The sequence below is a fragment of the Actinoplanes solisilvae genome, from assembly GCF_003999975.1.
Lineage (GTDB): Bacteria > Actinomycetota > Actinomycetes > Mycobacteriales > Micromonosporaceae > Actinoplanes > Actinoplanes solisilvae.
Genome location: NZ_RJAC01000014.1, coordinates 89,383 through 113,920 on the forward strand (window position 1 = coordinate 89,383; position 24,538 = coordinate 113,920).

Annotated in this window: 25 protein-coding genes; 11 read left to right on the forward strand and 14 right to left on the reverse strand. The window is 70.4% G+C overall.

The window, feature by feature from the left end:
- Nucleotides 1–5: 5 nt before the first annotated feature.
- Entirely contained in the window at nt 6–755 is a 750-nt protein-coding gene (locus EER30_RS29405; RefSeq protein ID WP_127503883.1) for an NBR1-Ig-like domain-containing protein, read from the reverse strand.
- Nucleotides 756–1,022: 267 nt separating this feature from the next.
- Here EER30_RS29405 and EER30_RS29410 point away from each other — a divergent pair, with 267 nt between their 5' ends.
- The gene (locus EER30_RS29410; RefSeq protein WP_127503884.1) at nt 1,023–2,186 is read left to right on the forward strand and encodes a glycosyltransferase family 4 protein; all 1,164 of its coding nucleotides are present in this window, start codon (nt 1,023–1,025) and stop codon (nt 2,184–2,186) included.
- On the opposite strand, the gene EER30_RS29415 is transcribed toward EER30_RS29410, so the two are convergent.
- Nucleotides 2,173–2,400 carry a zinc-ribbon domain-containing protein gene (locus EER30_RS29415; RefSeq protein ID WP_127503885.1) on the reverse strand — a complete coding sequence of 76 codons (228 nt, stop codon included), beginning with the start codon at nt 2,398–2,400 and terminating at the stop codon, nt 2,173–2,175. The two genes, EER30_RS29410 and EER30_RS29415, sit on opposite strands and share 14 nt — an antisense overlap.
- Before the next feature lie 26 nt (nt 2,401–2,426).
- Between EER30_RS29415 and EER30_RS29420 the strand changes: the two genes are divergently transcribed.
- On the forward strand, nt 2,427–3,116 hold the full coding sequence (locus tag EER30_RS29420) for a DUF998 domain-containing protein (protein ID WP_164842520.1): 690 nt from the start codon (nt 2,427–2,429) through the stop codon (nt 3,114–3,116).
- A gap of 158 nt (nt 3,117–3,274) precedes the next feature.
- Entirely contained in the window at nt 3,275–3,790 is a 516-nt protein-coding gene (locus EER30_RS29425) for a MarR family winged helix-turn-helix transcriptional regulator (RefSeq protein ID WP_205650476.1), read from the forward strand.
- On the opposite strand, the gene EER30_RS29430 is transcribed toward EER30_RS29425, so the two are convergent.
- The 6 genes from EER30_RS29430 to EER30_RS29455 all read right to left on the reverse strand — a co-directional run bounded on the left by EER30_RS29430 (nt 3,736) and on the right by EER30_RS29455 (nt 10,888).
- The gene (locus EER30_RS29430) at nt 3,736–4,677 is read right to left on the reverse strand and encodes an SMP-30/gluconolactonase/LRE family protein (protein ID WP_127503887.1); all 942 of its coding nucleotides are present in this window, start codon (nt 4,675–4,677) and stop codon (nt 3,736–3,738) included. The two genes, EER30_RS29425 and EER30_RS29430, sit on opposite strands and share 55 nt — an antisense overlap.
- Nucleotides 4,678–4,854: 177 nt before the next feature.
- Nucleotides 4,855–5,616 (reverse strand): ABC transporter permease, encoded by a 762-nt coding sequence (locus EER30_RS29435; protein ID WP_127503888.1) that lies wholly within the window; start codon nt 5,614–5,616, stop codon nt 4,855–4,857.
- A complete protein-coding gene (locus EER30_RS29440; protein ID WP_127503889.1) occupies nt 5,613–6,377 on the reverse strand; it encodes an ABC transporter ATP-binding protein in 765 nt (254 codons plus the stop codon). The genes EER30_RS29435 and EER30_RS29440 overlap by 4 nt, the downstream gene beginning before the upstream one ends.
- 14 nt (nt 6,378–6,391) lie before the next feature.
- Nucleotides 6,392–7,234 carry a DUF4097 family beta strand repeat-containing protein gene (locus tag EER30_RS29445; protein ID WP_127503890.1) on the reverse strand — a complete coding sequence of 281 codons (843 nt, stop codon included), beginning with the start codon at nt 7,232–7,234 and terminating at the stop codon, nt 6,392–6,394.
- 41 nt (nt 7,235–7,275) lie between these two features.
- A complete protein-coding gene (locus EER30_RS29450) occupies nt 7,276–7,788 on the reverse strand; it encodes a type II toxin -antitoxin system TacA 1-like antitoxin (RefSeq protein WP_127503891.1) in 513 nt (170 codons plus the stop codon).
- A 58-nt stretch (nt 7,789–7,846) separates the two neighbouring features.
- Entirely contained in the window at nt 7,847–10,888 is a 3,042-nt protein-coding gene (locus EER30_RS29455) for a diguanylate cyclase domain-containing protein (protein WP_240670380.1), read from the reverse strand.
- A gap of 108 nt (nt 10,889–10,996) precedes the next feature.
- On the opposite strand from EER30_RS29455, the gene EER30_RS29460 reads away from it, so the two are divergent.
- The 3 genes from EER30_RS29460 to EER30_RS29470 are packed head-to-tail and all read left to right on the forward strand — an operon-like array spanning nt 10,997 to nt 12,223.
- Nucleotides 10,997–11,377, forward strand: a complete 381-nt coding sequence (locus tag EER30_RS29460) for a response regulator (protein WP_127503893.1) — start codon at nt 10,997–10,999, stop codon at nt 11,375–11,377.
- Nucleotides 11,378–11,426: 49 nt separating this feature from the next.
- A complete protein-coding gene (locus tag EER30_RS29465; RefSeq protein WP_127503894.1) occupies nt 11,427–11,756 on the forward strand; it encodes an ArsR/SmtB family transcription factor in 330 nt (109 codons plus the stop codon).
- On the forward strand, nt 11,753–12,223 hold the full coding sequence (locus EER30_RS29470) for an SRPBCC domain-containing protein (protein WP_127503895.1): 471 nt from the start codon (nt 11,753–11,755) through the stop codon (nt 12,221–12,223). Before EER30_RS29465 ends, EER30_RS29470 begins: the two co-directional genes overlap by 4 nt.
- Here the strand turns inward: EER30_RS29470 and EER30_RS29475 are convergent.
- Nucleotides 12,206–13,162 (reverse strand): ABC transporter substrate-binding protein, encoded by a 957-nt coding sequence (locus EER30_RS29475; protein WP_127503896.1) that lies wholly within the window; start codon nt 13,160–13,162, stop codon nt 12,206–12,208. The two genes, EER30_RS29470 and EER30_RS29475, sit on opposite strands and share 18 nt — an antisense overlap.
- Nucleotides 13,163–13,204: 42 nt before the next feature.
- On the reverse strand, nt 13,205–14,332 hold the full coding sequence (locus tag EER30_RS29480; RefSeq protein WP_240670381.1) for an FAD-dependent monooxygenase: 1,128 nt from the start codon (nt 14,330–14,332) through the stop codon (nt 13,205–13,207).
- Between the two features lie 222 nt (nt 14,333–14,554).
- Here EER30_RS29480 and EER30_RS29485 point away from each other — a divergent pair, with 222 nt between their 5' ends.
- The 4 genes from EER30_RS29485 to EER30_RS29500 all read left to right on the forward strand — a co-directional run bounded on the left by EER30_RS29485 (nt 14,555) and on the right by EER30_RS29500 (nt 19,831).
- Nucleotides 14,555–15,781 carry an FAD-dependent oxidoreductase gene (locus tag EER30_RS29485; protein WP_127503898.1) on the forward strand — a complete coding sequence of 409 codons (1,227 nt, stop codon included), beginning with the start codon at nt 14,555–14,557 and terminating at the stop codon, nt 15,779–15,781.
- 200 nt (nt 15,782–15,981) lie between these two features.
- Nucleotides 15,982–18,426, forward strand: coding sequence for an immune inhibitor A domain-containing protein (locus EER30_RS29490; protein ID WP_127503899.1), 2,445 nt, complete (start codon nt 15,982–15,984; stop codon nt 18,424–18,426).
- A gap of 100 nt (nt 18,427–18,526) precedes the next feature.
- Nucleotides 18,527–19,108, forward strand: a complete 582-nt coding sequence (locus EER30_RS29495; protein WP_127503900.1) for a dihydrofolate reductase family protein — start codon at nt 18,527–18,529, stop codon at nt 19,106–19,108.
- A gap of 48 nt (nt 19,109–19,156) precedes the next feature.
- Nucleotides 19,157–19,831: an alpha/beta fold hydrolase gene (locus EER30_RS29500; RefSeq protein WP_205650477.1), complete on the forward strand. Its 675-nt coding sequence runs from the start codon at nt 19,157–19,159 to the stop codon at nt 19,829–19,831.
- On the opposite strand, the gene EER30_RS29505 is transcribed toward EER30_RS29500, so the two are convergent.
- The 3 genes from EER30_RS29505 to EER30_RS29515 all read right to left on the reverse strand — a co-directional run bounded on the left by EER30_RS29505 (nt 19,828) and on the right by EER30_RS29515 (nt 23,111).
- Nucleotides 19,828–20,280 carry a DUF7144 family membrane protein gene (locus EER30_RS29505; RefSeq protein ID WP_127503902.1) on the reverse strand — a complete coding sequence of 151 codons (453 nt, stop codon included), beginning with the start codon at nt 20,278–20,280 and terminating at the stop codon, nt 19,828–19,830. The genes EER30_RS29500 and EER30_RS29505 overlap by 4 nt on opposite strands.
- A gap of 105 nt (nt 20,281–20,385) precedes the next feature.
- Nucleotides 20,386–21,702 (reverse strand): diacylglycerol/lipid kinase family protein, encoded by a 1,317-nt coding sequence (locus EER30_RS29510; RefSeq protein WP_205650478.1) that lies wholly within the window; start codon nt 21,700–21,702, stop codon nt 20,386–20,388.
- Nucleotides 21,699–23,111 carry a DUF2252 domain-containing protein gene (locus tag EER30_RS29515; RefSeq protein ID WP_127503903.1) on the reverse strand — a complete coding sequence of 471 codons (1,413 nt, stop codon included), beginning with the start codon at nt 23,109–23,111 and terminating at the stop codon, nt 21,699–21,701. The genes EER30_RS29510 and EER30_RS29515 overlap by 4 nt, the downstream gene beginning before the upstream one ends.
- A gap of 179 nt (nt 23,112–23,290) precedes the next feature.
- Here EER30_RS29515 and EER30_RS29520 point away from each other — a divergent pair, with 179 nt between their 5' ends.
- A complete protein-coding gene (locus EER30_RS29520) occupies nt 23,291–23,815 on the forward strand; it encodes a hypothetical protein (protein WP_127503904.1) in 525 nt (174 codons plus the stop codon).
- Here EER30_RS29520 and EER30_RS29525 read toward each other — a convergent pair whose 3' ends face one another.
- Nucleotides 23,816–24,442, reverse strand: a complete 627-nt coding sequence (locus EER30_RS29525) for an HdeD family acid-resistance protein (protein ID WP_127503905.1) — start codon at nt 24,440–24,442, stop codon at nt 23,816–23,818.
- Nucleotides 24,443–24,538 lie beyond the last annotated feature (96 nt).

Below are 24,538 nucleotides of genomic sequence, written 5' to 3' on the forward strand. Positions count from 1 at the left end.
CGGCGTCACGCGCCGACCCGCACGTCCAGGAAGACCGGGCGTTTCGCCGGGAACAGCATCCGCCCCTGCTCGTCCACCATCTTCCAGTAGATCTTGCAGCGGCCCGGCCGGTCCGGCGTGCGGACGGTCACCGAGATGTCGACGCTCTCGCCCGGCCCGGTCTGCGGGATCTCGACCAGGTCGGGCGCCACGCAGGGCTCGGTGTTGATGCGGGCCAGGAAGCGGTTGGCCCAGAACGTCGTGCCGTTGTTGCGAAGCCGCCAGGTTTTCGTGAACGACGTCCCCGGCGGCACGAGAGTCCCGTCGGGATAGGTGATGTCCCCTTCGAAGACCGAGTCGTCGCGGGCGGGTGTGGCGTCCCGGTGCCAATCGAGCACGACGAACGTGAGAACGGCGCTGACCAACGCGGAGAGGGCCGCCACCAGCCCGGTCCGGCCGAGCCGCCACGCCCGCGACCGCCGGGGCGGCAACGGGTCGGGCGGCACGACGCCGGGTGCTTCGGAGACCGAGCGGGCCCGCTCCCATCGTTCGCGCCACTCCTTCTCGGTGCCCGCCGGCTCACGGCCGAGCCGATCAACCGCGAGGACCCGTACGAATTCCCAGGTCGTCTCCCAGCTCGGCAGAGCGCGCCCCTGAGCGGCGGCGGCGAGCGACGACTTCGAGGCCGCCGCCCCCAGCCGTCCGGCCATCTCCTCGTACGAGGGGTCGCCCGCTTCCTGGCGCAAGCGCCACAGGCCGTCCGCGAAGGCTCCCACCGGCCCCGATTCCGGGTCGGGTCGCGCCGGCCGTCGCCCCCGCCGTCGAGGCGCCTGAATCTGATCCCGCGTTTCGTGCCCCACGTCTTGCGTCCCCTGTCAGAGAGCCGGGCCGCACTATATCCGCCCGTATCGACACAAGACGAAACCGTCGGTCCATGATGGACTCGAAGCCCGTTCACCTTGGGCGTCCGGGGCGCGACACGACCACGAAATTGGCAGCTCACGGGGCCGCCCGAATTGTCCGGCGCTGCTACCGTGCACCTCATGAGGGTGCGGTACCTGCTCCACAACGCCTACGGTGTCGGCGGGACCATTCGTACGGTGGTCAATCAGGCCAATGCCTTGTGCTCCGATCACGACGTCGAAATCGCGAGCGTCTATCGCACGAGCGCGACACCGTCGTTCACGATCGACGAGCGGGTCCGTTTGGTGTCGCTCACCGACTTGCGGCCGAACGGCTCCCGGCACACGGATCCGCCCGACGGCAACACCCGTTTCAGCCGCAAGACGCGCCGCTTCCCCAACCCGTTCATCTACCGCGCCGACCACCGCTACCGCCGATGGGATCCGGTCGTCGACCTCGCGATCGCGCGCTATCTGCGATCGGCACGCGACGGCGTTCTGGTCACCACCCGGCCGGCGCTGAACATGATGTCGGCCCGGCTGACGCCCCGGCGGGTCGTGCGGGTCGCGCAGGACCACATGAACCTCGACTCGTACGGGCCGAGGCTGCGCGCCGCGATCCTCAAGAGCTATCCGAGGCTCGACGCCGTCACCGTCCTCACCGAACACGACCTGGCCGCGTACGAGAAGGCGCTCGAAGGTGTGCGGCTGGAACGCATCCCGAACGGCATCCCGCCCAAGGACCCCTCGACCGTCGCCCACGACCGGCCGCGGATCGTGGCCTCCGGGCGGCTGGCCCCGCAGAAGGGCTTCGACATGCTGCTCGACGCCTGGGCCACGGTCAGCGCCAAACACCCGGAGTGGGAGCTGGTCATCTACGGCTCCGGCCCCGGCTTCCGCAAGCTGGTCGAACAGCGCGACGCGCTCGGCCTTCGCGAATCGGTCCGGCTGCCCGGGGTCACGTCCCAGCTCGACGCCGAACTCAGCGCGTCGGCGATGTTCGTGCTCAGTTCCCGGTACGAGGGCCTGCCGATGGTGCTGCTCGAGGCGATGAGCTGCGGCCTGCCCGTGGTCTCCTTCGACTGCCCGACCGGCCCCGGCGAGGTGATCACCGACGGCGTCAACGGCCGCCTCGTCCCACCGGCCGACGTCGACGCGCTCGCCGCCACGATCCTCGAGCTGATCGACTCCCCCGAGCGTCGCCTCGCGATGGGAGAGGCCGCCTACGAGACCAGCCGGCGCTTCTTCATGCCGAGCGTCCGCGACGCGTGGGAACGCTTCTTCGCCTCCCTCACGCCGCGGTGACCTCTCGGCGGGCGGCGTTGCGGAACCGCCCGCAGTGGGTGCAGGTCACGAAGTAGCGGGCGGCGCGGACGGGGAACAGCGGCACGAAGAAGAGACTGAACTTCGTCGTACGCCGTACGAGCGTCTGGGCCGCGGTGGCGCCGCAGACCTCACAGCGCCCCAGCCGTGAACCGACGATGCTGTCCTTGCTGCGAAGTCCGAAGATGAGGAACACACCCCCAACCGTACGGCGGGATGTCGATGAGGGCGCTACCCGCGATCGCCGCAACCCAGATGATCGTGTTCGTGACCGTGGCCGGCTCGGTCCGCCCCGGCTACGACCCGGCCCGCAACTGGGTCAGCCAGCTCTCCCTGGGCCCGGGCGGCGGCTGGGCGACCGCCAACATGATCTGCTGCGGCCTCCTCCTGATGCTGGGCGGCCGCGCGGGCCGGCGGCACCCCGGGCCGGGCGGTGGCGCGGGCCCGCGCCTCGTCGCGTGGTGCGGTTTCTGCCTCGTCGTGCTCGCGGTGCTCCCGACCGACCCGGGCATCGGCTACCCGCCCTACGTCGCGCCCGCGCACACCACGATCGGCTTCGCCCACCAGGTCGTCGCCGTCGTGCTGGCCGTCTCCGGCGTCGCCGCCGCGGCCGTGGCCGGTTGCGATGCGGGCCTCGCCCGGGCCGGCCTGATCGTCGCCGCGATCATGGCCGTCTCGTTCACCGCGGCGACCGTCCTCGTGCTGCTCGACGATGCCGGAGTGCTGCCCGGCAACCCGAGCGGGCTGCTGGAGCGCGTAGCCCTCTTCCTCGGCCTGGCCTGGATCGGGGCGCTCGGCCTCCGCACCCGAAGACCGAGCGACCCCGAGGCGGCCGACTCAACCGACAGGTGTCGTTCGCGAGCCACCCTCGCAGCAGGTTCAGCTCGAAGCGATCCCCGGGATCCTCGCTGACGCCGCCCGGTCGCGCCGGCCCTCAACATTCCCGAGGGCACCGCCAAGTGGCGCCTGTGCAACGCCCTGGACCGCATCGGCGAACGGCTCACCGCCGAGGGCCTGCATCACGGTTGACCCCGTACGCTGGTCGGGTTCGACTCAGCCGGGAGGATGTCGTGGCGCAGCGTGGGTTCGTGCTGGACCAGCCGGGCGGGAACCTCGCGCTCGACCTCTTCGTGCTGACCCAGCATCTTCGCGCGATGCTCGAGGACGCATTCGCCGGTACGGACGTGACGCCCACCCAGTACGCGGTCTACTCCCAGCTCGGCGAGGGCGAGCTCACGCCGCGCAGGCTGGGGGCGACGCTGGGGCTCCCGCCGGCCACCGTGTCGAACTGCCTGAACGCGATGGAGAAACGCGGACACCTCGCACGCACCCCGAGCCCGACCGACCGCCGCTCGCACACCGTGGCCCTGACGAGGAGCGGCACGTCGACGTGGCACGAGTGCCGTGACCGCATGCGGACCGCCGTCAAGGAGCTGAACGCCCAGGTCGGCACGGCGGCCGACCGCGACGGTCTGCGGGCGGCGCTCGGCCGGCTGGACGCCGCGATCCTCGCCGTCCAGCCGGGCCGCGGTCAGCGACAGGCCGGGTCGGGCATGGCGCGCACCTCGGGAGAGCTGACCACGTAGACGCGACACCGGTGCACGGCCAGCGTGGTGGGCAGCCCTGGCAGCAGGATCTCGTCGGTGACCTCACCCTTCGTGAGGTCGGGCTGCAGGCGTACGAGGTAGACGCCGTTCGGGGAGGCATAGTTGACGACGGCGTAGAGGGTGCGGCCCCGAAGCTGCATCCCGTCGGCGCCGAAGCTGCGCCCGCCGAGATCGACCTGCGCGGTCGCGCGGGTGGCGGTGTCGACCCGCCACAACGCCTCGGTTCCGTTGCCGGCGATCAGAAGCGTCGATCCGTCGTGGTTCGCGACGATGCCGTTGAGGAACCAGAACTGGGCTGGGAACCCGGGGAGGGCGGCCCGCAGGTCGAGCCACGGTCGCAGCGGCCCCAGACGGATGCCGTGCCGCTCGGCCCGGTGCACGGTCGGGTTGGCGAAGTCGGTGACGTAGACGGCGTCGCGGGTCAGCACGAGGTCGTTCAGCGTGGGCGGCCCGACCGGTCCCGTCCCGGCCGCGGCGGACGACAGCAGACGCCCGCGACGGTCGTGGACGGTGAGCGAGCCGGCGCCGACGGACCAGACATTGCCGGCGGCATCCGTCTTGAGGCCCAGGGTCGTGCCGCGCTCCACAGTGCCCGGTGCTTCGACGGGCTTGAGCAGTGGACGGCGGGTATCGCCGCGATAGATCCGGCCGGTCGCCGAGGAGCCGACCCAGATGCGGCCGTCGGCGTGCACCGCCACGCCTTCGGCCGCGACGTCGGCCGGAGCGGCCAGAACATAGGTGTCAGGAGCGGCCACAGCTTTGGTGGCGGGTAGATCGCGGGCAGAGGTATCGCGCGGCCCGGCGGACGCGGAGGCGGGGAATCCCAGAGTGAGCACCGCGGCCAGCACGGCTGAGACGGTCTTCATGGCGTCAAAGTAGTTCCACATGGAACTACATGCAACCCCGTCAGCAAAAGCCGACCCCGCCTGCCCGGGTGCGGGGCGAGGCGGGGCGAGGCGGGGTTGGAGCGTGGCGGGGTCGGTTGGGGCGAGGCGGGGCGTGACTGGGTTCGGTCGGGGGCGGACCGGGTCCGGGGTCGGCGGTCAGGCGACCCTGCGGCGGTAGGCCAGCATCGCGAAGACGTACGCGACCACGAGGACGCCGACGCACCAGGCCAGCGCGACCCAGATGTCGTTGCCCACCGGCTGCTGGTCGAACAGGGAGCGGATCGTGTTGACGATCGAGGTGACCGGCTGGTTCTCGGCGAAGGCGCGCACCGGGCCGGGCATCGTGTCGGTGGGGACGAAGGCCGAGCTGATGAAGGGCAGGAAGACGATCGGGTAGGAGAAGGCCGACGCACCGTCGACCGACGTGGCCGACAGCCCGGCGATCACCGCGACCCAGGTCAGTGCGAGGGTGAAGAGGGCCAGGATGCCGGCCACGGCGAGCCACGACAGCACCCCGGCCGACGAGCGGAACCCGATGCCCAGCCCGACCAGGAAGATGACCACCACGGAGATCGCGTTGGACACCAGCGAGGTCAGCACGTGGCCCCACAGCACCGACGAGCGCGCGATCGGCATCGAGTGGAACCGTTCGAAGATGCCGCTCTGCATGTCGAGGAAGAGGCGGTAGGACGTGTACGAGATGCCGCTCGCGATGGCGATGAGCAGGACCCCGGGCATCAGGTAGTTGACGTAGTTGTCGGTGTTGGCCTGGATCGCGCCGCCGAACACGTAGCGGAACAGCAGCAGGAACGCCAGCGGCATGATCGCGGTCGTGATGATCGTGTCGGGGCTGCGGGTGATGTGTTTCAGGGTGCGCCCGAGCATCACGCCGGTGTTGCCGAAAACGTGCGCGCTCATTTCTGCTCCTTCTTTCCGACGATGGCCAGGAAGATCTCCTCGAGGGTGGGTTGCCGCTCCACGTATTCGACCTGGGCCGGCGGCAGCAGTTTCCGCAGCTCCTCCAGCGTGCCGGACACGATGATCGTGCCCTGGTGGAGGATCGCGATCCGGTCGGCCAGCTTCTCGGCCTCGTCCAGATACTGGGTGGTGAGCAGGACGGTCGTGCCGTCGTCGGCGAGCTTCTGGATCACCTGCCACACCTCGATGCGGGCCTCCGGGTCGAGCCCGGTCGTCGGCTCGTCGAGGAAGATGACCGGCGGGTCGCCGATCAGGCTCATCGAGATGTCGAGGCGCCGCCGCATGCCGCCGGAGTAGCCGGCCACGCGCCGGTCGCCCGCGTCGGCCAGCCCGAACCGTTCGAGCAGCTCGTCGGCGACCTTGCGCGGGTTGGCGACCTGACGCAGCTTGGCGATCAGGATCAGGTTCTCCCGGCCGGTCAGGATCTCGTCGACCGCCGCGAACTGCCCGGTCAGGCTGATCGACTCACGCACCCGCTCGGGCTGGGCGAGCACGTCGTGGCCGTTGACGGTCGCCGTCCCCTGGTCGGGTTTCAGGAGCGTGGCCAGGATGCGCACGACCGTGGTCTTGCCGGCGCCGTTCGAGCCGAGCAGGGCGAAGATGCTCCCGCGGGCCACGTCGAAGTCGACGCCCTTGAGCACCTCCAGTTTCCCGTACGATTTCCGCAGTCCTTCGATGTGGATCGCCGCGTTCGGTTCCATGTCTGCGTGTCCTTTCAGGACCGGTGAATGGTGATGTCGCCGAAGGAGGTGCGGCCGCGCACCTCGACGGTCTCGGCGGCGTTGTCGGGACCGGTGGCGTTGTCCAGTTCGTTGCGCACGTGCCCGAACGAGGTGTTGACGTCGAGCCAGGCGGCGGTTCCGTCGGCGATGCCGATGTCGAGGTTGCCCATCGAGGTGCCGAGCACGACCGAGCCGCGCGCGACTTCGCCGAGGTGGATGGCGCCGTTGGCCGTCTTCACGTCGACGCCGGCGCCGGCCCGCTCGACGCGGATCTCGCCGTTGGCCGAGCGCACCCGCAGGTCGCCGTCGACGAGCCCGATCGTGGTGTCGCCATTGGAGTTCTTCACCGTCGCGCCGCCGTGGACCTCGCCGACCTGGATCTTGCCGGAGGCGGTCGAGATGTCGGCGGCCCCGTCGACCCGGCCGACGGTGATCTGCCCGGCTGACGTGCTCACCCGCAGCGGGCCGGAGCGCTCGACGCTGACGTCACCGGCGGAGGTCTTGTACCGGCACTCCCCCAGCGGGCCGGAGCAGCGCAGGTCGCCGACCCCGGTCTGGGCCGTCACCCGGGAGCCGGCCGGCAGCTCGATGGTCACGTCGACCGACCGGGTCCTCTTGGAGAAGTCGAACAGGCGCTTCGGGCCGGTGATCCGCAGCGTGCCGTCGGAGAAGTCGACGCGGGTCTGCGCGGCGGCCTCGACGTCGGAGCTGTCGGATTCCAGGCTCGGGCGGACCTCGACGGCCGTGTCGGCGCGCTCGCTCGCTACGACGCGCACGTTGCCGACGCTGATGTCGAGATCGACGGAGATCGGTCCGGGCGTTTCGAAAAAAGGCATGGTGGTCCCCACTCAACGGGTCGGAGGGTGAAAAAGGGAGGTCAGCGCACCCAGCCGGTGAACCGCTGGGGGGCGCGGCGGGCGCTGTCGGGCTTGGTCGGCGGTTCGCGGTCGGCGCGCTGCAGGTGGGCGGAGGCCGCCCGGACGAGCCAGGCGTTGACCGAGCGGCCCTCCTTGGCGGCGGCCTCCTCGATCGCGGTCTTGAGCTGCTCGGGCATGCGGACGTTGATGCGGGTGGCCGGGCCCTCCTCGGCGACCGCGAGGTCGCTGTCGGTGGCGTTGGCGGCGGCCGCGGGCGCGGCCGTCTCGACCGGGGGCGGCGTCACGACGAAGCTCGGCTCGCGGCCGCGCAGGCGCAGCTCGACCGAGCCGGGGGCCAGGTCACTGGTGATCTCGTCGGCGGCGGTGGAGAGCGCTTCGAGCAGCGTCATGCGGATCGCCGACTCGAGCGGCCCGGTCAGCCGCTCGACCAGCGCCCGCGACTCCTCGCCGCCGGCTTCGGCCAGCGTGGCGAACTCGCGGCCGAGGCTGCTGACGTACGCGTTCAGGTCCATGGCACCATCGTGGCACACGGATGGCACCAGAGCAAGCCAAAGTGGTGCCACGATGGCGTCAGACCGTGAGGTGCGCCCGTTTTGCGGCATACATGGCGGCGTCGGCGTCGTCCAATGCCGCTCCGATGCCGCCGTCGGTCGTGATCGACGCCCATCCGACCGACGCCGCGACCCCGGCGCTCGCCAGTTCGGCGCGCAGGCGGTCGATGGCCCTCTGGCCGGCGTCCTCGGAGCACTGGGCCAGGATGAGACCGAACTCGTCACCGCCGATGCGGGCGACGAAGTCGGTGTCGCGAAGGGCGCGCTGGGCGACGGTGGCGGCCGCCTTGATGTACGTGTCGCCGGCCGCATGCCCCTGGGTGTCGTTTATCGTCTTGAGCCCGTCGAGGTCGAGCATCGCGACGACGGTCGGGTCGGCGAGGCGCTCGAACCGTTGCCGGGTCCGGTCGACCACCCGTTGCCAGGCGCGCCGGTTCGGCAGGCCGGTGAGGGGGTCGGTGTCGGCGCAGAGCTGTTCGCGCAGCAGCGCGTTGGAGGCGCGGTCCTGCACCCGGTCGGCCGACAGGGCCGCGGTCAGCATGCGGCCGAGCAGTGCGAGCAGCGGTTCGGCGTGGGCCAGGCGCGGGTCGTCGGTGTGTGCGGCCGGGTCGAGGCCGCAGATGGCGCCGAACAGGGAGCCGTCGGGTTCGGTGATGACCGCGCCCGCATAGGTGCCGATGTCGACGAGGTCGTTGACCCGGGCATTCGCGTACGCCGGGACGGCTCGGGCGTCGCGGGCCACCGTCGGGGCAGTCCCGGCCGCCATGTGCACGCAGTAGCTGTCCTCCCAGGGATGGCTCCCGCCCTGCCGCAGGCCGTACCCGTTGTCGGCGTCCAGATAGAGGTACGTCTGCCGGCCGTTCTGCACCCGGGTGACCGCCCAGAAGGCCAGCGGCATCTGCTGGTGCAGGTATTCGAGAACGAGCAGGGCACTGTGCTCGAAGCCGGCCGACGGTGGCTCGGGCGAGACCGAAGGCTCGGGCCCGGGCTCGGCCGCCTCCGCTGGTTGCGGCGGGCTGCTCTCCGGCGCGGGTGCTCCGATGGCGTCGGCGGGCAGGGTCAGCGTGAACCGCGAGCCCCCTTCGACCCCCGGCGAAGCGGCGATGGTGCCACCGTGGCGCTCGACGATGCGCTTGCAGATTCCCAGCCCGAGGCCGGTACCGCTGTAGCCGGCGCCGCGGTGCGCCCGGTGGAAATTGGTGAAGATGCTTGTGTGCTGACCCTCGGGGATGCCGATGCCGTTGTCGTCGATCGTCACGGTCACGACGTGGTCGGCGGCCTCGGCACGGATCCGCAGCCGGGGCGTGATGCCGGCGCCGGTGTATTTGATCGCGTTACTGATCAAATTCTCCAGCAGCTGCCGTACGAGGACCGGGTCGGCATAGACCGTCGGCAGCTCGCCGATGTCGAAGGCCGGCACCGGCGTACCCGCGCTCTGCGCCTGGTCCATGCGGGCGATCGCGATGTCGTTGACCACCTCGCCGAGCTCGACCACGGTCGGGGCGAGCGTGGCGTCGCGGGCGGTCGTGTAGGCCAGCAGGTCGTCGATCATGCCGCGCATCCGGCGGGCGGCGCGCCCGATGCGGGTCAGCGCGTCGCGGGCCTCGTCACGGTCGAGCGGGCCGGGCTCATCGGCCAGGGTCTCGACCAGCGACTCGGTCCAGCCCTCGACGGTGGCCAGCGGGTTCAGCAGGTCGTGGGCGACGGCGCCCGCGAAGGAGGCGAGCTCGTCGCGGTGGCGGCGCTCCGCGGTGACATCGTGGAAGACGGTGACGGCGCACCGCCGTCCGTCGAGGTCGGCCGGCAGAATCGCGGAGCTGACGTTGAGCAGCCTTCTCTCGGGCACACCGGGATTGCGGACGAGGATGTCCATGCCCCGCACATCGGTTCCGGCCAGAGCCCGGCGGTACGGCATCTCGTCGTGGGTCAGCAACGTCCCGTCGGGGTGGAACAGGCCGTAGAAGTCGGGCCGGGCCATCTGCCCCGAGGTGCTGACGACGCCGCCGATGAGCCGCTGCACGGCTGGGTTGCGCAGCAGGAAGCGGCCGTCCTCGTCGACGACGGTGAGCCCCTCGGCCATCGAGTCGACGATCGCGGTCATCAGCTTGGCCTGCCGGGCCGACGCCTCCTGCTCGGTGCGCAGGAGCCGCACGAGGGCGACGCGCTCGTCGCGGCCCAGCGCGAGGGAGAGCCCGACCACGGCGATCACGCCGACGAACGCCTGCGCGACCAGGGCCCGGGCCGGGTGCGAGTCGATCTGGGCGAACACACCGGTGCCGTGCAGCGTGAACAGCACCGCGACCGTGCCGAAGACCAGGTCGTGCAGCACCACGAAGCTGGTGTGCAGGCGCGATCCGGCCCAGACCGTCATCGCGAGCACGGTGAAGGCCAGCGGCAGGTGGTGCAGCAGGCCGAAAACGGCCCAGTAGCCCGCCGCGGAGAGCACTACGACGGTGGCGTACTCGAAGCGGCGTCGTACCGGGGTGGCGGACCAGCGGGCCCGGATCGCCGCCGGGCCGGACTGCCAGAGCTGCCCGCAGGCGAGCCACACGGCGCCGATCAGCAGGATGCTCACGGTGTTGCGGGTCATCCAGACGACCACGGCCGACCACGAGTAGGTGCCGGAGACGACCCAGACCCCGGTGGGGCCGACGAGCGCGCCCGCACCGGTGCTCAGCAACGCCGCCGCCGTCAAGCGCCACAACTCGTACGGGCGACTCAGCTGATCTTTGCCGCCGAGCGCGCGCAGGTGCGACAGCCAGCGGTTGATCAGGTAGGCGAACGTGATCGCCTGCAGCAGATTGGCGACCACGAACCAGACGGCCAGCGTCGCGGAGGCACCGGTGGCCATGTTGACCACGACAGTGACGACCGACAGCACCAAGGCGTCGACAAGCCGCCAGCGCGAACGGTGCTGCACGAGGAACCAGACCGCCGACACGCCGGCCGCGGGCCAGACGAGGCTCAGGTTCGTCGCGTCCATCACCGTCAGCCGCCCGGCGTAGGTCGCGAACAGGTAGACGACCATGAAGCAGAGGGTGCGCACCAAGGAAGAGCGCAAGCCGACGACCTCCCCCCACTGCGGGACGCCCGATGATCCTGACATTTATCATATAAGGGGCAATTCGCCCGTACGGTAGTGTTTACCGCAGTGGCAGGAGGGGATCGCATGTCGGCGCCGGCCACCCCGGTCGTGCTCGTCGTGGACGACGACCTCGACTTTCTGGACACCATGACGCACCAGCTCGGCGTGCGCGGCTTCCGGGTACTGACCGCGCCCGACAGCGAGTCGGCCATGACGGTGTGCGAGCAGGAGGGCGACGCGATCGACGTGCTGATCGCCGACCTGTCACTGCCCGGCGACCTGAACGGCTCGCTGGCGCGGCGCGTCTCGGCCGCCTATCCGACCGTGAAGATCGTGTACGCCACCGGAGTGCCGCGGCACATCGCCGTGGCCACCGGGCTGGTCCCGCCGACCGCGCCCTACCTGGAGAAGCCGGTCAGCGCCGACATCCTCTCGGGCCTGATGCGCAGCCTGATCCGGCGGTAGGAAACTTAGCCCTTGCACTAAGTGTTCGCGGCGGCCAATACTTAGCCTCGTGGCACAGTATTCGGCCCTGCTCGATCACGTCTTCGTCGCCCTGGCCGACCCGACGCGGCGCGACGTCGTGCGGCGTCTCGGCGAAGGCCCGGCCAGCGTGGGCGAGCTGGCGGCCGCCTTCCCGATGACACTGCCCTCGTTCATGAAGCACGTGCGCACGCTCGAACAGGCCGGCCTGATCCACACGGCCAAGTCGGGCCGCGTCCGCACCTGCGTGCTCAACCGCGAGCGCCTGGCCCTCGTCGACGACTGGCTGGCCGAACAACGCACCCTCTGGCACCAGCGAACCAACCGCCTCGAACAACTCGTCACCGAGGAGCAACCGTGAACCCCGACCTTGACCTGACTCTCGACCGCGTCATCCGCGCTCCCCGCGCGGCCGTCTGGAACGCGTGGACCGACCCGGCCCGCTTCGCTCAGTGGTGGATCCCGGCGCCGGCCGTGTGCCGCGTCGACCGGCTGGAAGCACGACCGGGCGGCGGCCTCGTGACCCGGATGAGCGACGACGGGGTCGATTTCGTCCCGCACGTCGACGCCGTCTTCGTGGTCGTCGACGATCTCGAGCGGATCGTCTGGACCAACGCCGTCGACAGCTCGTGGCGGCCCGCCGACCCGCAGCCGATCCCGATGACGGCCGAGATCACGTTCGCCGACCACCCGGACGGCACCGACTACCGCGTCATCGTGCGGCACGCCGACCCCGCCGCCCGCGATCTGCACGAGAAACTCGGCTTCGCGGACGGCTGGGGCACGGTCACCGACCAGCTCGCGGCGGTCTCAGGGCAGCAGGGCTGACAGGTCGGGCGGGGTCGTGAGCAGGCCGTCGGTCTTGGCCTGCTCGGCCAGCGACTCGACCGAGGCGCGATCGACCTCGGCGGGCCAGCGCGGCAGGATCAGCGCGTCGCGGGTCTCGGGCGGGATCTTGGTGTAGGTGCCGAGCGCGTCACGCACCTCGTCGGCGTGCGAGTCGGCGTACGCCAGGGACTCTTTCATCGCCTCGGTGAAGCGCTTGACCAGGTCCGGGTCCTTGGCCAGCAGTTCCTGGGACGTGAAATACATGGCGACGGTCAGGTTCGGGGCGGCGTCGACGTAGCTGGAAGCGATCTTGCGGGCGCCCGCGGCCTCGGCGGCCTGCTGGAACGGTTCGACGACGAAGATCGCGTCGACCTGGCCGGACTGCAGGGCCGGCAACTGGTCGGGAAAGGCCAGCTCGGTGAACTTGACCTTCGCAGCGTCGCCGCCGTCCTTGCGCACCGACGAGCGTACGGTCGTCTCGACGATGTTCTTGAGCGTGTTCGCGGCGACCGTGCGCCCGGCGAGATCCTTGGCCGACTTGATCGGGCTGTCCGCCTTGACGAACAGACCCGCGAAGTCCTTGCCGTCGACGCCGGTGGAGTTGTTGCCGTTCGCGATCGCCTTGATCGGCACCTTGCGCGACTGCGCGAGCAGCAGCGAGATCGTGTTGCTGAAACCGAACTGGAACTCCCCGCTGAGCACGGCCGGCACGATGGCCGCACCGCCCTGCGCGGTGGTCAGGGTGAGGTCGATGTTGCGCTGCTTGAAAAAGCCCTTGGCCTGCCCCAGATAGATGGGGGCGACGTCGACGATCGCGATGACGCCGACGTTCACCTTGTCCGGCCCGGCGGTCTCGGCCGGCTCGTCACCGTCACCGCCGCACGCGGCAAGGACCAGGGCTGTGGTGGTCAGAATGGCCAGAAAGGGGGATCGTCGCATGAGGACTCCGTCCGCTCCCAGGCAACCTAAATTGATCGACACCTATCGGTCAAGAACGGCCGCGGCATCGTAGTCATAAAGCCACTCAAGGGCGTTGAACGACCACGCGCGCGAGCCGGCCGCCAGTTCGCGATCGCGGTCGCGCTGGGCGGGCCCGTCGGGCAGGTGGAAGCGGGTCTTGTTGCCGGCCGACATCTCCTGCAGTCTCGACGTGCGGGGCAATCGCACCTGCTCGTAGCGGTCGAAGGCGTCGGGCAGCAGCGCGGCGAGGGTGGCGCCGTCCTCGATGGCCTGGGCCGCGCCCTGCGCCATGAACGGCAGCATCGGGTGGGCGGCGTCGCCGAGCAGCGTCACCCGGCCGACCGACCAGCGGGGCATCGGCGGACGGTCGAACAGCGCCCAGACGTACGTCTCGTCGGCCGCGCTGATGATCTCGCGAACCTGGGGATGCCACCCGTCGAAGGCGGCCAGCACGTCGGCGATCTCGGCCCGGTCGGTCCACGACTCGCGGGTCCAGCGGTCCTGCTCGACGACCGCCACGAAGTTGACCGACCGCCGCCCACTGATGAAGTAGTGCACGAAATGCCGCCCCGGCCCCATCCAGATCTGCGCCGTGACCTCGAGATCCAGGTGCCGCAACCTCTCGGCCGGAACCACGGCCCGGTACGCCACACAGCCGGTGAAACGAGCCGCGTCGGGCCCGAACAGCAGCCGTCGCACCGTGGAGTGAATCCCATCAGCGCCGACGAGCACATCGAACCGAGCCCGCAGCCCGTCAGCGAACCGAGCCTCGGTCCCGTCGACGCCGACCAGGCGGTGTCCGAGGTGGATGCGGTCGGGCGGGATCGCGGCGGCCAGCGCGGCGAGCAGATCGGCGCGGTGCATCTGGTAGTGCGGCGTGGGCGCGGCGATCGGGGCGCGCAGCAGCGTGCGGCCGTCGTCCCAGCGGCGCTGGTGCCAGGCGAGGGGCTGCACGCCGGTCTCGGCCAGCGCGTCGGCCAGGCCCAGACCGTGCAGCACCCGGGACGCGTTCGGGCTGACCTGCACGCCCGCGCCGACCTCGGACAGCCGCGGCGACTGCTCGTACACGTGAACGTCGTGACCCGCCCGGAGCAGGCTCACCGCGGCGGCCAGCCCCCCGATGCCCCCGCCGATGACCCCTACCGTCATCCTGCCGATGGTTCCACCCCGGCCCGTCGCGATGCTGCCAGGTTGTTGACAGTGCCACGCCTCACAGTGAACGGCCGGCGCCGGGGTGGCTATGGTTGGTGCGGACGCGCAAAAGTCACAGCCCGGTAGGTAGTCCGGGTGGCATCTTTGCTCGTACGAGATGGGGTCCCACCAGGGGCCTCCTCCCCGGTGCGTCCCTTCCGATCAGTGAAGGGACCCATGATGTCTGAACCAACCGTGTTGATCGCCGGCGCCGGTCTCGGTGGCCTGAGCCTCGCCCAGGCGCTGCGGGGCTACGGCATTCCGGTGCGGCTCTTCGAGCGCGACGCCACCCCGTGGGACAGGCCCCAGGGCTACCGGCTGCACCTGGAGGCCGACGCGCTCAACGCTCTGCGCGAGGTGCTGTCGCCCGAGCGCCACGCCCTGTTCGAGGCCACCGCCATGCGGACGACCGCGTTCACCACGATCCTCAGCCCCGCCCTGCAGGTCATCAAGCAGATCCCCACCGGCGACGGCCAGGACGCGGAGCACTGGCCGCAGTACGTCACCGACGAGAACGTGCACCGCAACGTCGACCGCGCCACGCTGCGGGAGATCCTGCTCGACGGTCTCGAGGAGCACACCCGATTCGGCAAGGAGATCGTCTCGTACGAGTCCACCGACGACGGCGTGACGGTCACCTTCGCCGACGGGACGACCGACCACGGCGACATTCTCGTCGGCGCCGACGGCATCCGTTCCGCCGTACGCGCTCAGCGCGCCCCGAATTTGCAGATCATGGACGCCGGGGTGCAGGCGATCTACGGACGCATCCCCTGGGAGGCGGCCGTCGCGGTGCTGCCCGAGGCGGCGTTGCGGGACATCTTCGCGATCGGCATGGACAGCCGGAAGGTGTTCCTCGGGCTGGGCGCCGTCGACTTCCCCACCGAGCCGTCCACCGCGGCCGTCCGGGCGGCCCGGCCCGGCCTGCTCAAGGCGCGCGGCGACTACGTGGTGTGCATCGTCGGCGGTCGCCACGAGCACTTCCCACTGAGCCACGACGAGCTGCGCACCAGGCCGCCGGCTCAACTGCGGGAGGTTGCTCTGTCGGTGATCGAGGACTGGCCCGAGCAGGCCCGGCACGCCATCGCGGCCGCCGAGCCGGAGTCGTTCTTCAGCGTCGGCATGTACAGCAGCGTGCCGGGACGGTTGGAGCGGCACGGCAACGTGACCTTGCTGGGCGACGCGGTGCACGCCATGACGCCGACGCTGGGCCGCGGCGCCAACCTGGCCATGCGTGACGGCGCCCTGCTGTCGCCCCGGATCAGGAAGATCGCCGACGGCACCGCCACCGTCTCGGCGGCGGTCGCCGCGTACGAGGACGAGATGACCCGGTACGGCTTCGACGTCGTCCGTGCATCGGTGTCGATGGGCGAGCAGCGCATGTCGCAGCACCCACTCCCCCGCTGACCGGCGACCTTCCGCCCCGGCCGTTGACGGCCGGGGCGTCAGCGGCCGGGCGTCCGTCTCAGAACGGACCGGGCGGAAAGATCCCTAATCACGATCTCCGCAAATATTGACGCACGTCTTCCCCTGGTGGCTCCAAGGTGCCTACGTTCCGGGGCGGGCCCGGCCCCACAAGGTGCCGGCACGAACCCGGAGGACAGTCGATGCGAAAAGTCGTAGCGGGATTGCTCGGTCTGGGCTTGGGCTTGACCCTCAGCCCGGGCGCCGTGGCCACCGCCGCCCCGCCGACCGATGCCTCCTCGGCCGCGAAGGTCCCCTCGGCCGCGAACGGACCCGAGGCCGGCAGTGACGAACTGGTCAGTGCGCTTGAGAAGAAGCGACGGCTCCTGCGGGAGAAGGCCGTCAGCGACGTCGTCTCGGGCCGGGCGAAGCCGGTGATCCGCGACGGCAGCACGGTCGTCAAGGTCGGGCAGGCGTCCGGCGGTGGCGCGTTCGGCGGGCAGGCGCGCAACCGGCGCGGCGGCAACGACCACCGCGACCAGTACGTCGAGCTTGCCCGCGAGAAAACTGACCGGATCTTCGTGATCCTCGCCGAGTTCGGCAACGAGCGTGATCCGCGGTTCCCCGACCAGGACACCGATCCGGGCACGGCCGGGCCGCAGCGGTTCGACGGGCCGTTGCACAACCAGATCCCGGCGCCGAACCGGGCGGTCGACAACACGACGGTCTGGCAGGCCGACTACAACCGCGCCTACTTCCAGAAGCTCTACTTCGGCCAGGGCCGCAACGTCGAGTCGGTCAAGACCTACTACGAGACGCAGTCGTCCGGGCGCTACAGCGTCGACGGCACGGTCACCGACTGGGTCAAGGTCAAGTACAACGAGGCCCGGTACGGTCGTTCCGGTGACGATCCCACCGATGCGAACGGTGACGACCCGAACGTCTGCTCGAACAACGTCTGCAACACCACGTACGACCTGGTCCGCGACGCGGCGAACCAGTGGGTGGCCGACCAGCTCGCCCGGGGGCGTACGAAGGCCCAGGTCGTGGCCGAGCTCAAGACCTTCGACCAGTGGGACCGCTACGACTTCGACGCCGACGGCGACTTCAACGAGCCGGACGGCTACCTCGACCACTTCCAGATCGTGCACTCCGGTGGGGACGAGGCCGACGGGGACCCGTACCAGGGTGAGGACGCGATCTGGAGCCACCGCGCCTTCGCCTACGGTGACGACGAGGGGGACCGCGGCCCGGCCGGGAACCTGCTGGGCGGCACCGAGGTCGCCGACACCGGCCTGTGGATCGGCGACTACACGATCCAGCCCGAGAACGGTGGACTGAGCGTATTCGTCCACGAGTACGGTCACGATCTGGGGTTGCCGGACGACTACAACGTGCTCGCGGGCGGGAACAACAACAACGAGTACTGGACGCTGATGGCGCAGAGCCGCCTCAACGCCAAGGGCGAGCCGCTGGGCACCCGGCCCGGCGATCTCGGCGCGTGGAACAAGCTGCAGCTCGGCTGGCTCGACTACGAGACGGTCGTCGCCAAGCAGAAACGCACGCTCACTCTCGGGCCGCAGGAGTACAACAGCGACAAAGCCCAGGCCGCGGTCGTGGTGCTGCCCAAGAAGACGGTCACCACGCAGTTCGGCACGCCGTTCAGCGGCAGCCGGCAGTACTTCTCCGGCAACGCCGACGACCTGCGCAACTCGATGACCCGCCAGTTCGACCTCACCGGCACGACCGCGCCGGCACTGACGTTCAAGGCGCGCTACAACATCGAGGAGGGCTTCGACTATCTGTACGTCCGGGCGTCGCTCGACGGGCAGAAGTGGACCGCTCTCGACGGGACCGTCAACGGGCAGCCGTTCATCCGCGACGGCGCGAACCCGCCGCGGCCGGCGATCGGCGGCACCACCGACGACCAGTGGGTGGACGTGTCGGTGCCGCTGAGCGCCTACGCGGGCAAGAACGTACAGCTGCAGTTCTACTACCGCACGGACGGCGGGTTCTCGGCCGGCGGCTTCTTCTCCGACAACATCCAGGTCGCCGACGGCGGCACGGTGCTGTTCAGCGACGACGCCGAGGGCACGACACCGTGGACGCTGCACGGCTTCACGGTGGTCGGCACGAGCGCGACGAACCAGTACGACAACTACTACATCGCGGGCCACCGGACGTACGTGTCCTATGACCGCTACCTGAAGACGGGCCCCTACAACTTCGGATTCCTGAACACCAAGCCGGATTGGGTCGAGCACTACTCGTACCAGCAAGGGGTGTTGATCTCGTACTGGGACCGCTCGCAGGTCGACAACGACACCAACTGGCACCCGGGGGTGGGTCGCAACCTGTATATCGACGCGCACCCGCGGCCGTTCTACCGTCTCGACGGGTTGCCGTTCAGCGCGCGCATCCAGGTCTACGACGCGCCGTTCGGGCTGCGCAAGGCTGATTCGTTCACGCTGCACATCAACGGCCAGCCCTCGTACGTTCGTGGGCAGCCCGGTCAGCCCCTGTTCGACGACACGCAGAAGTACTTCTACGAGGAGCTGCCGAACCACGGGGTCAAGCTGCCCGCGGCCGGCGTGAAGATCCGCGTCCTCGAGGAGAACGGCACCTCCGCCAAGATCCGAATCTCCTGACTCGGGCGGCCCGGGACTCTTCGGGGTCCCGGGCCGATGAGTTTCGTCGAACGAAGCGGTCTGTAGTCACACGCCTTCGACGTTCGACAGGGAGAACATCATGACCGCTACGTACACCTTCGACGTGTTTTCCAGCCTCGACGGCTTCGGCGCGGCCACCGAGCCGTGGACCGGATACTGGGGCAAGCAGGGGCCTGAGCTGCTCGAACACCGCCTCGCCCTCTACCGCGAGCCGCAACGCATGGTTCTCGGCGCCAACACGATCCGTGCCTTCATCGGTCTGCTGGCCGACGGGACCGAGACCGCGGTGCAGGACCCGTGGGTGACCCGAATGATCCAGACCCCGGCCACGGTCGTGTCGACCACGCTCGAAGGCCCGCTCGACTGGCCGGATTCCACCATCGTCAAGGGCGACGCGGTCGACGTCGTCGCGCGGCTCAAGCAGGAGTCCGACGTGCCGCTGCGCTCCCACGGCAGCCTGTCGATGAACCGCGCGCTGATGGCCGCCGGCCTGGTCGACCGGGTCCAGGTCACCGTCTTCCCGGTCATCACCGGCCGGACCGGCCTCGACCCGATCTTCGCGGGCGCCGCCGACTTCGACCTCGAACTGCTCGACGCCCGGACCCTCGACGGCCACATCCAGCAGCTCACCTACCGGCCGACCCCGCACCCGGCCGGATAGCCCATTCAAGCGATGGATCCCCGGCGCTCCGGGTTCGAAGATCGGCACATGGGTGTCGTACTGGTCCACGGCGCGTACGCCGACGGGTCGTCCTGGTCGAAGGTCATACCGGGACTGCAGAGCGCCGGGATCGCCGTCACGTCGGTGCAGAACCCGCTGACCTCGCTGGCCGACGACGTGGCGAGCGTGCGGCGCGTCCTCGACGAGCAGAAGGAACCGGTGGTGCTGGTCGGCCACTCCTACGGCGGCGCCGTGATCAGCCAGGCCGGCGAGCATCCGCTGGTCAGTTCGCTGGTCTACCTGTCGGCCCGGGCCCCCGAACCGGACGAGGACTACGGCGCCCTGGCCGCCCGTTTCCCGGCGCCACCGGCCAACGCGGGCCTGATCTATCGCGACGGCTTCGGCTTCCTCACCGAGGACGCGTTCCTGCACGACTTCGCCAACGGCGTGCCGAAGAGAGAGGCCCGAGTCCTGTACGCCTGCCAGGGCCGCATCGCCGAGGGGCTGTTCGCGCAGCGCACCACCGTCGCGGCGTGGCAGACCCGGCCCACCCGCTATCTGATCACCACCCAGGACCGGACGACCGCCCCGGAGCTGCAGGCATACGTGGCCCAGCGCATGGAGGCCCACGTCGAGGAAATCGCCTCCGGCCATCTCTCGATGGTGTCCCACCCCGGGGAGGTCGAGCGATTCATCCTCGGGGCGCTCCGGGAACTCGCCTAGCGGCCCTCTTTGTAGTACTTCATCTCGCCGCCGTGCACCACGAGGGCGTAGATGACGAAGACGTCGAGCGTGATGGCGATGACCGACCAGATCGGGTACGCCGGCATGAAGAGCATGTGCAGGGTCGCGTTGATCACCGCCAGGATGACGGCCAGCACTCGCGCCCAGGTCTGCCCGGTCATCAGGCTGTACCCGCCGAAGACGAGCAGGGCGCCGATGGCCAGCAGGACCCAGCCGTACGCGGTGTAGTCGACGTTGACGACCAGACCGCTCGACCCGACCAGGTAGAAGTCGTCTCGCATCAGCGCGACCAGACCCTCTATCACGTTGAAGATGCCGCCGGTGAACATGATGACGCCGGCGAACAAGATCCACCCGACCCACCCGGTCACCGTTTCGCTCTCTCCGCGCTCCGCCGTCCTGACGGCCGGCTCCTGCGTGTGCACCATGATGGCCCCCTGTCGATCCTGCGCCGAAGTCTCAGCAGTCAAGACTGCCCAGACGGGGCCGCCCCGGATTCATCCGGCCGGGATGACTTCCGCCGGGCGGGCGGCTCACGGCGTCCGGGTGAGGGCCAGCCGGCTCAGCCGGATCCAGTCGACGGCCGGCTTGGCCGCCGGAACGCCGGGGCGGTTCCTCGGCAGCCGCACTCGCAGGGCCCCGGGCACCGTGCCGCAGCGAACCGGGGTGGGCATCAGCACCGCCTCGCCGTCGATGCCGACCGGGATCTCGGCGACGTCGGCGTCGACCACGACCTCCGGCGCGGTGAACCGGATCAGGCCCCGCCGGCTGCCGCGGTGCAGAAGTCCGACGGCCTGCCGGGCGTTGGCCACCGAGACGGTCACGACGCCGAGCACGCCGCGGTCGAGCCGGGCCCGGCGCCCGAGACCGGCCAGATCGGTCGAGCCGTACGGGCCGTTGCTGACCAGCACCGCCTGCGGCGCCTCGACGGTCGCGTCGTCCACGCGCACCGACAGCCGCGCGCCACGATGCCCGGCGAGCTGATCGGGCAGCAGGCTCAGGGTCGTCCGTGTCTTGTCGTCCCGGTACTGCGGGCTGCGCACGATCTCGGCGTACACCCCGAAGGAGGCGTTGTTGACGAACGTGCGGCCGCCGATCAGGCCGAGGTCGACGCGGGTCTCCACCCCGTCGACCAGGGCCCGCAGGCAGGTGGCGGGGTCCTCGCGGTCGAGCCCGAGGTCCAGCGCGAAGTGGTTGCGGGTGCCCGCGCTCACCACGACGAACGGCAGATCGTGCTCGGCGGCGATCCCGGCGACCAGGGCCTGCGTGCCGTCACCACCGGCGACCCCGAGCAGGTCGGCGCCGCACGCGACGGCGTCCCGGGCCAAGGCCGCGACGTCCACCGTGCCCGGGCCGTCGACCAGAGCGACCTCCGCGCCCAGGGCCTCCGCCTTCGACTGCAGCCCGAACCGGACCACCTTGCCGTCGCCCGAGCGAGGATTCATGACCAGGAAGGGATGCCTCGCCGGCGGCGCGTCGTAGGTGGCCATACCTGTCGGCTCCTGGTCACCGGCGAGCGCGGCCACGCCCGCGGCCCCGGCGAGCAGGAAGAGCGCCAGCGACAGCAGCGCGACCCACATGAGCTCGCCCCGGATGTAGAGGACGAGCACGGTCAGCGGGGCGAGGACCAGCAGGGCGGCGGCGCAGGCCCGTACGAGGCCGCGACCGGCCAGGAACCAGTAGGCGCTCGCGACGATGACGGCCAGCCCGCCCGCACCGACCAGCCCGATCGACACACCGCGCAGCCCGGCGAACCCCAGCAGGACCCCGGCCGACGCGGCGGCGAGCACGAACGCGCCGCGAGCCAGCCATCTCTGCGCGGAGGAAGCGGGCGCCGGAAGCGTGGTCACAGCCCGGTCTGCATCGGGACCACGCCGTCGCGGGCGGCCGATTTCAGCAACCCGTAGTCCTTCTCGTTGACGTCGGCGTAGGACTCGGCGAAATCGGCGACGGCCTGCTCGAACCGGTCCGTCGCGCCGAGGTAGGCGGCGATGGCGATCCGGTCCCCCGAACGGGCATGCGCCCGGGCCAGTGTCCAGCCACAGATCGAGGCGTACGCGGCCATGCCGCTCGGACGCATGTCCTCGACCTCGGCCGAGCCCTTCCAGTCGCGCAGCTGGCGCAGGTAGAAGTCGCGCTCGGTGCCCTGGTCGTCGCGCACCCGCCGGGTCCCGAGGAAGATGTCGCCGCTGGCCTGCATCGTCCGCTGCCCGTGAACCACCCGTTCGCCGTGATGATCGAACTCGCTCGCGCCCGCGTACGGCTCGAGCACCGACTCCCCGGCCTCCTTGGCCTGCAGGAAGAGCGGGTCGGCGTCGTCGCGGCCGAGCAGCAGCAGGATCCACGAGCGGGTCCCGACGCTGCCGACCCCCACGACCTTGCGGGCCATGTGGACGAGGCGGAACTGGGCCAGCAGTTGCCGGCGCTCCGGGGGCAGCGTCAGGCTGTAGCCCGCGAGCAGATCCTGCATCGCCTCGAACAGCTTCTCGGACGGGGCGTCCACCAGGTCCTCGACCGGCACCACGATCGGTGGCATCGCGGTCAGCCGCCGTTCACCGCCGACCAGCCGGGAGAGCTTCTCCAGGGCGTGCAGGCTGTCCCGGGTGCGGGCCTTGCGTATCGCGGCCTTCGAGCGCTTGACCTGGATCGGCCGCAGCTGGGTGCCCATCCGCTCGACCAGGGACTCGATCGCCAGCTGGGCGTACCAGACCTCGAGGTTCGTCCCACGGGCGAACTCGCGCATCGCCGTGCGGTAGGCCTCGCCGGCGGCCAGCTCGATCCGGCGGCGCTGCCTGGCGGTGTAGCCGTTGTGCCGACCGGCGATCGCCAGGCTGGCGACCAGCCGCTTCACGTCCCACTCCCAGGGGCCGGGCAGGGTCTCGTCGAAGTCGTTGATGTCGAAGACGAGGGTGCGCTCGGCCGAGGCGAATAGGCCGAAGTTGGACAGGTGGGCGTCCCCGCACGTCTGGGCGCGAAAACCGGAGACCGGCGTATCGGCGAGGTCGGCCGCCATCACACCGGCCGCGCCCCGGAAGAAGGTGAACGGCGAGACGAGCATCCGGCCGTAGCGGATCGGGACGAGTTCCGGCACCCGCGTGGCATCCTCCGCCATGAGCGCGGCGACCGGATCGCGCGCCGACCGGATGGTCAGATCGGCGTGCCCGGTCAAGGGGGCGTCCTTCCGCGCCCGCTTGCCGAGCCGGGCCCGGTCGGCCGGGGTCCGGTGGCCCGCGGGCGGTGCATTCTTCGAGCGACTCATCCGGTCACGCTGCGCCGCCCGGCGTGCGGTGACTTCATCCCGCGCGCATGAACCGGGTCTCACCCCGTCGGGATGGTCCGGGCGCTGCCGGGCCGCTCACCCGTCCGGGGTGAGGGAGCGACCGCCACCGGGGCCGCACGATGAATCCGGCGTTGATCGACGAGGAACGGGGAGCACCGATGGCCAGGACGGGCGACGTCGACGCCACCGGCACCACGGAGGCGGGCGCGCCGCATTACTCGGGAGCCGTCTACGGCTCCTTGCTGGCGGCCTCGGTCGTCGTCGGGGCGGCGTCCGGCGGTCACGGCGAGCTCGAGTTCCGACCGATCAAACTGGCCGCGCTGCTGGTCGTCACCGGTTCGGTGTTCTGGCTGACGCACGCGTACGCCGCGCTGGCCGGCGAACGGCTGCGGCACCGGGCGCCGGATCCGCGCGAGATCCGGCACGTCCTGCGCCACGAATGGCCCCTGCTGCAGGCCGCCCTGCCCCCGGCCGTCGCGGCGGTGGTTCTCGGCCTGCTCGGCGCGAGCGACACGGCCGCGGCCTGGGCGGCGCTCATCGTGGCGATCGTCGCCCAGGTCGGCTGGGCCACCGTGACCACCGTGCGCGCCGGTGCGACGACGCGGCTCGTGGCGCTGACCGTCCTCGTCAACCTGGTGCTGGGGCTGATCATCGTGCTGCTCAAGTCGGCCCTGCACCACTGATCAGGCCGTCGCCGTGGTCTCGCGGCCGGCCAGGACCAGCAGGCCCACCTGCAGCAGGCCCATCACCACCAGCCAACCGCCGGTCACGTAGACCAGCGTCTTCAGCGAGAGGCCGGGCCAGGCGAGCACGACAATGCCGGCGATGACACTGAGAGCGCCGAGCGCGACGCTCCAGACGCGGTAGGCACCGCGGGCGCCGCCGAACGCCGAGACCAGCTCGACCAGGCCACCGATCAGCCACATCAGCCCGATCAGGGTGACGATCAGCGTGAGCGAGAGCAGCAGGTTGCGCAGCGCGACCACACCGGCGACCACGAAGAAGAGGCCGATGACCCCGGCCAGGGCCCGCTCACCGCCGTCGCGGCCCCGGCCGGCGATCGCCCGCGCGAGCCGGACCGCGCCGTGGACGAGCAGCCAGAGGCCGAACAGGACCGCGACGACCCGCAGAGTGACCTGCGGCCAGACGATCATCAGGACGCCGACGGCCACCCCGCTGACGGCCGCGGTCAGCGCCAGCCACCAGGCGGAACGCTCGGTCACATCGACCACGGCGACCGGCGCGACCGGGCTGTCGACGCGGGCGCCGATCGGGTAGGTCTCAGGCGTCAAGGGTGCTGAAGCAGTCATCGCCCCTCCTGTGGACTCGTTGGTGAGCTCACGCGTCAATGTCGCACCGAGGTGGTTCACCCCGGCTCACCACGAACGAATGAAGATGCCGCCAGG

Excerpts from the sequence above, each read along its gene's own strand:
- EER30_RS29420 (WP_164842520.1), top strand. The coding sequence starts at position 2,427 with ATGAGGGCGCTACCCGCGATCGCCGCAACCCAGATGATCGTGTTCGTG.
- EER30_RS29435 (WP_127503888.1), bottom strand. The coding sequence starts at position 5,616 with ATGAGCGCGCACGTTTTCGGCAACACCGGCGTGATGCTCGGGCGCACC.
- EER30_RS29475 (WP_127503896.1), bottom strand. The coding sequence starts at position 13,162 with ATGCGACGATCCCCCTTTCTGGCCATTCTGACCACCACAGCCCTGGTC.
- EER30_RS29505 (WP_127503902.1), bottom strand. The coding sequence starts at position 20,280 with ATGGTGCACACGCAGGAGCCGGCCGTCAGGACGGCGGAGCGCGGAGAG.
- EER30_RS29520 (WP_127503904.1), top strand. The coding sequence starts at position 23,291 with ATGGCCAGGACGGGCGACGTCGACGCCACCGGCACCACGGAGGCGGGC.
- EER30_RS29460 (WP_127503893.1), top strand. The coding sequence starts at position 10,997 with ATGTCGGCGCCGGCCACCCCGGTCGTGCTCGTCGTGGACGACGACCTC.
- EER30_RS29480 (WP_240670381.1), bottom strand. The coding sequence starts at position 14,332 with ATGACGGTAGGGGTCATCGGCGGGGGCATCGGGGGGCTGGCCGCCGCG.
- EER30_RS29515 (WP_127503903.1), bottom strand. The coding sequence starts at position 23,111 with ATGAGTCGCTCGAAGAATGCACCGCCCGCGGGCCACCGGACCCCGGCC.
- EER30_RS29430 (WP_127503887.1), bottom strand. The coding sequence starts at position 4,677 with ATGAAGACCGTCTCAGCCGTGCTGGCCGCGGTGCTCACTCTGGGATTC.
- EER30_RS29490 (WP_127503899.1), top strand. The coding sequence starts at position 15,982 with ATGCGAAAAGTCGTAGCGGGATTGCTCGGTCTGGGCTTGGGCTTGACC.
- EER30_RS29485 (WP_127503898.1), top strand. The coding sequence starts at position 14,555 with ATGTCTGAACCAACCGTGTTGATCGCCGGCGCCGGTCTCGGTGGCCTG.
- EER30_RS29450 (WP_127503891.1), bottom strand. The coding sequence starts at position 7,788 with ATGGACCTGAACGCGTACGTCAGCAGCCTCGGCCGCGAGTTCGCCACG.
- EER30_RS29410 (WP_127503884.1), top strand. The coding sequence starts at position 1,023 with ATGAGGGTGCGGTACCTGCTCCACAACGCCTACGGTGTCGGCGGGACC.
- EER30_RS29440 (WP_127503889.1), bottom strand. The coding sequence starts at position 6,377 with ATGGAACCGAACGCGGCGATCCACATCGAAGGACTGCGGAAATCGTAC.
- EER30_RS29525 (WP_127503905.1), bottom strand. The coding sequence starts at position 24,442 with ATGACTGCTTCAGCACCCTTGACGCCTGAGACCTACCCGATCGGCGCC.
- EER30_RS29495 (WP_127503900.1), top strand. The coding sequence starts at position 18,527 with ATGACCGCTACGTACACCTTCGACGTGTTTTCCAGCCTCGACGGCTTC.
- EER30_RS29445 (WP_127503890.1), bottom strand. The coding sequence starts at position 7,234 with ATGCCTTTTTTCGAAACGCCCGGACCGATCTCCGTCGATCTCGACATC.
- EER30_RS29500 (WP_205650477.1), top strand. The coding sequence starts at position 19,157 with ATGGGTGTCGTACTGGTCCACGGCGCGTACGCCGACGGGTCGTCCTGG.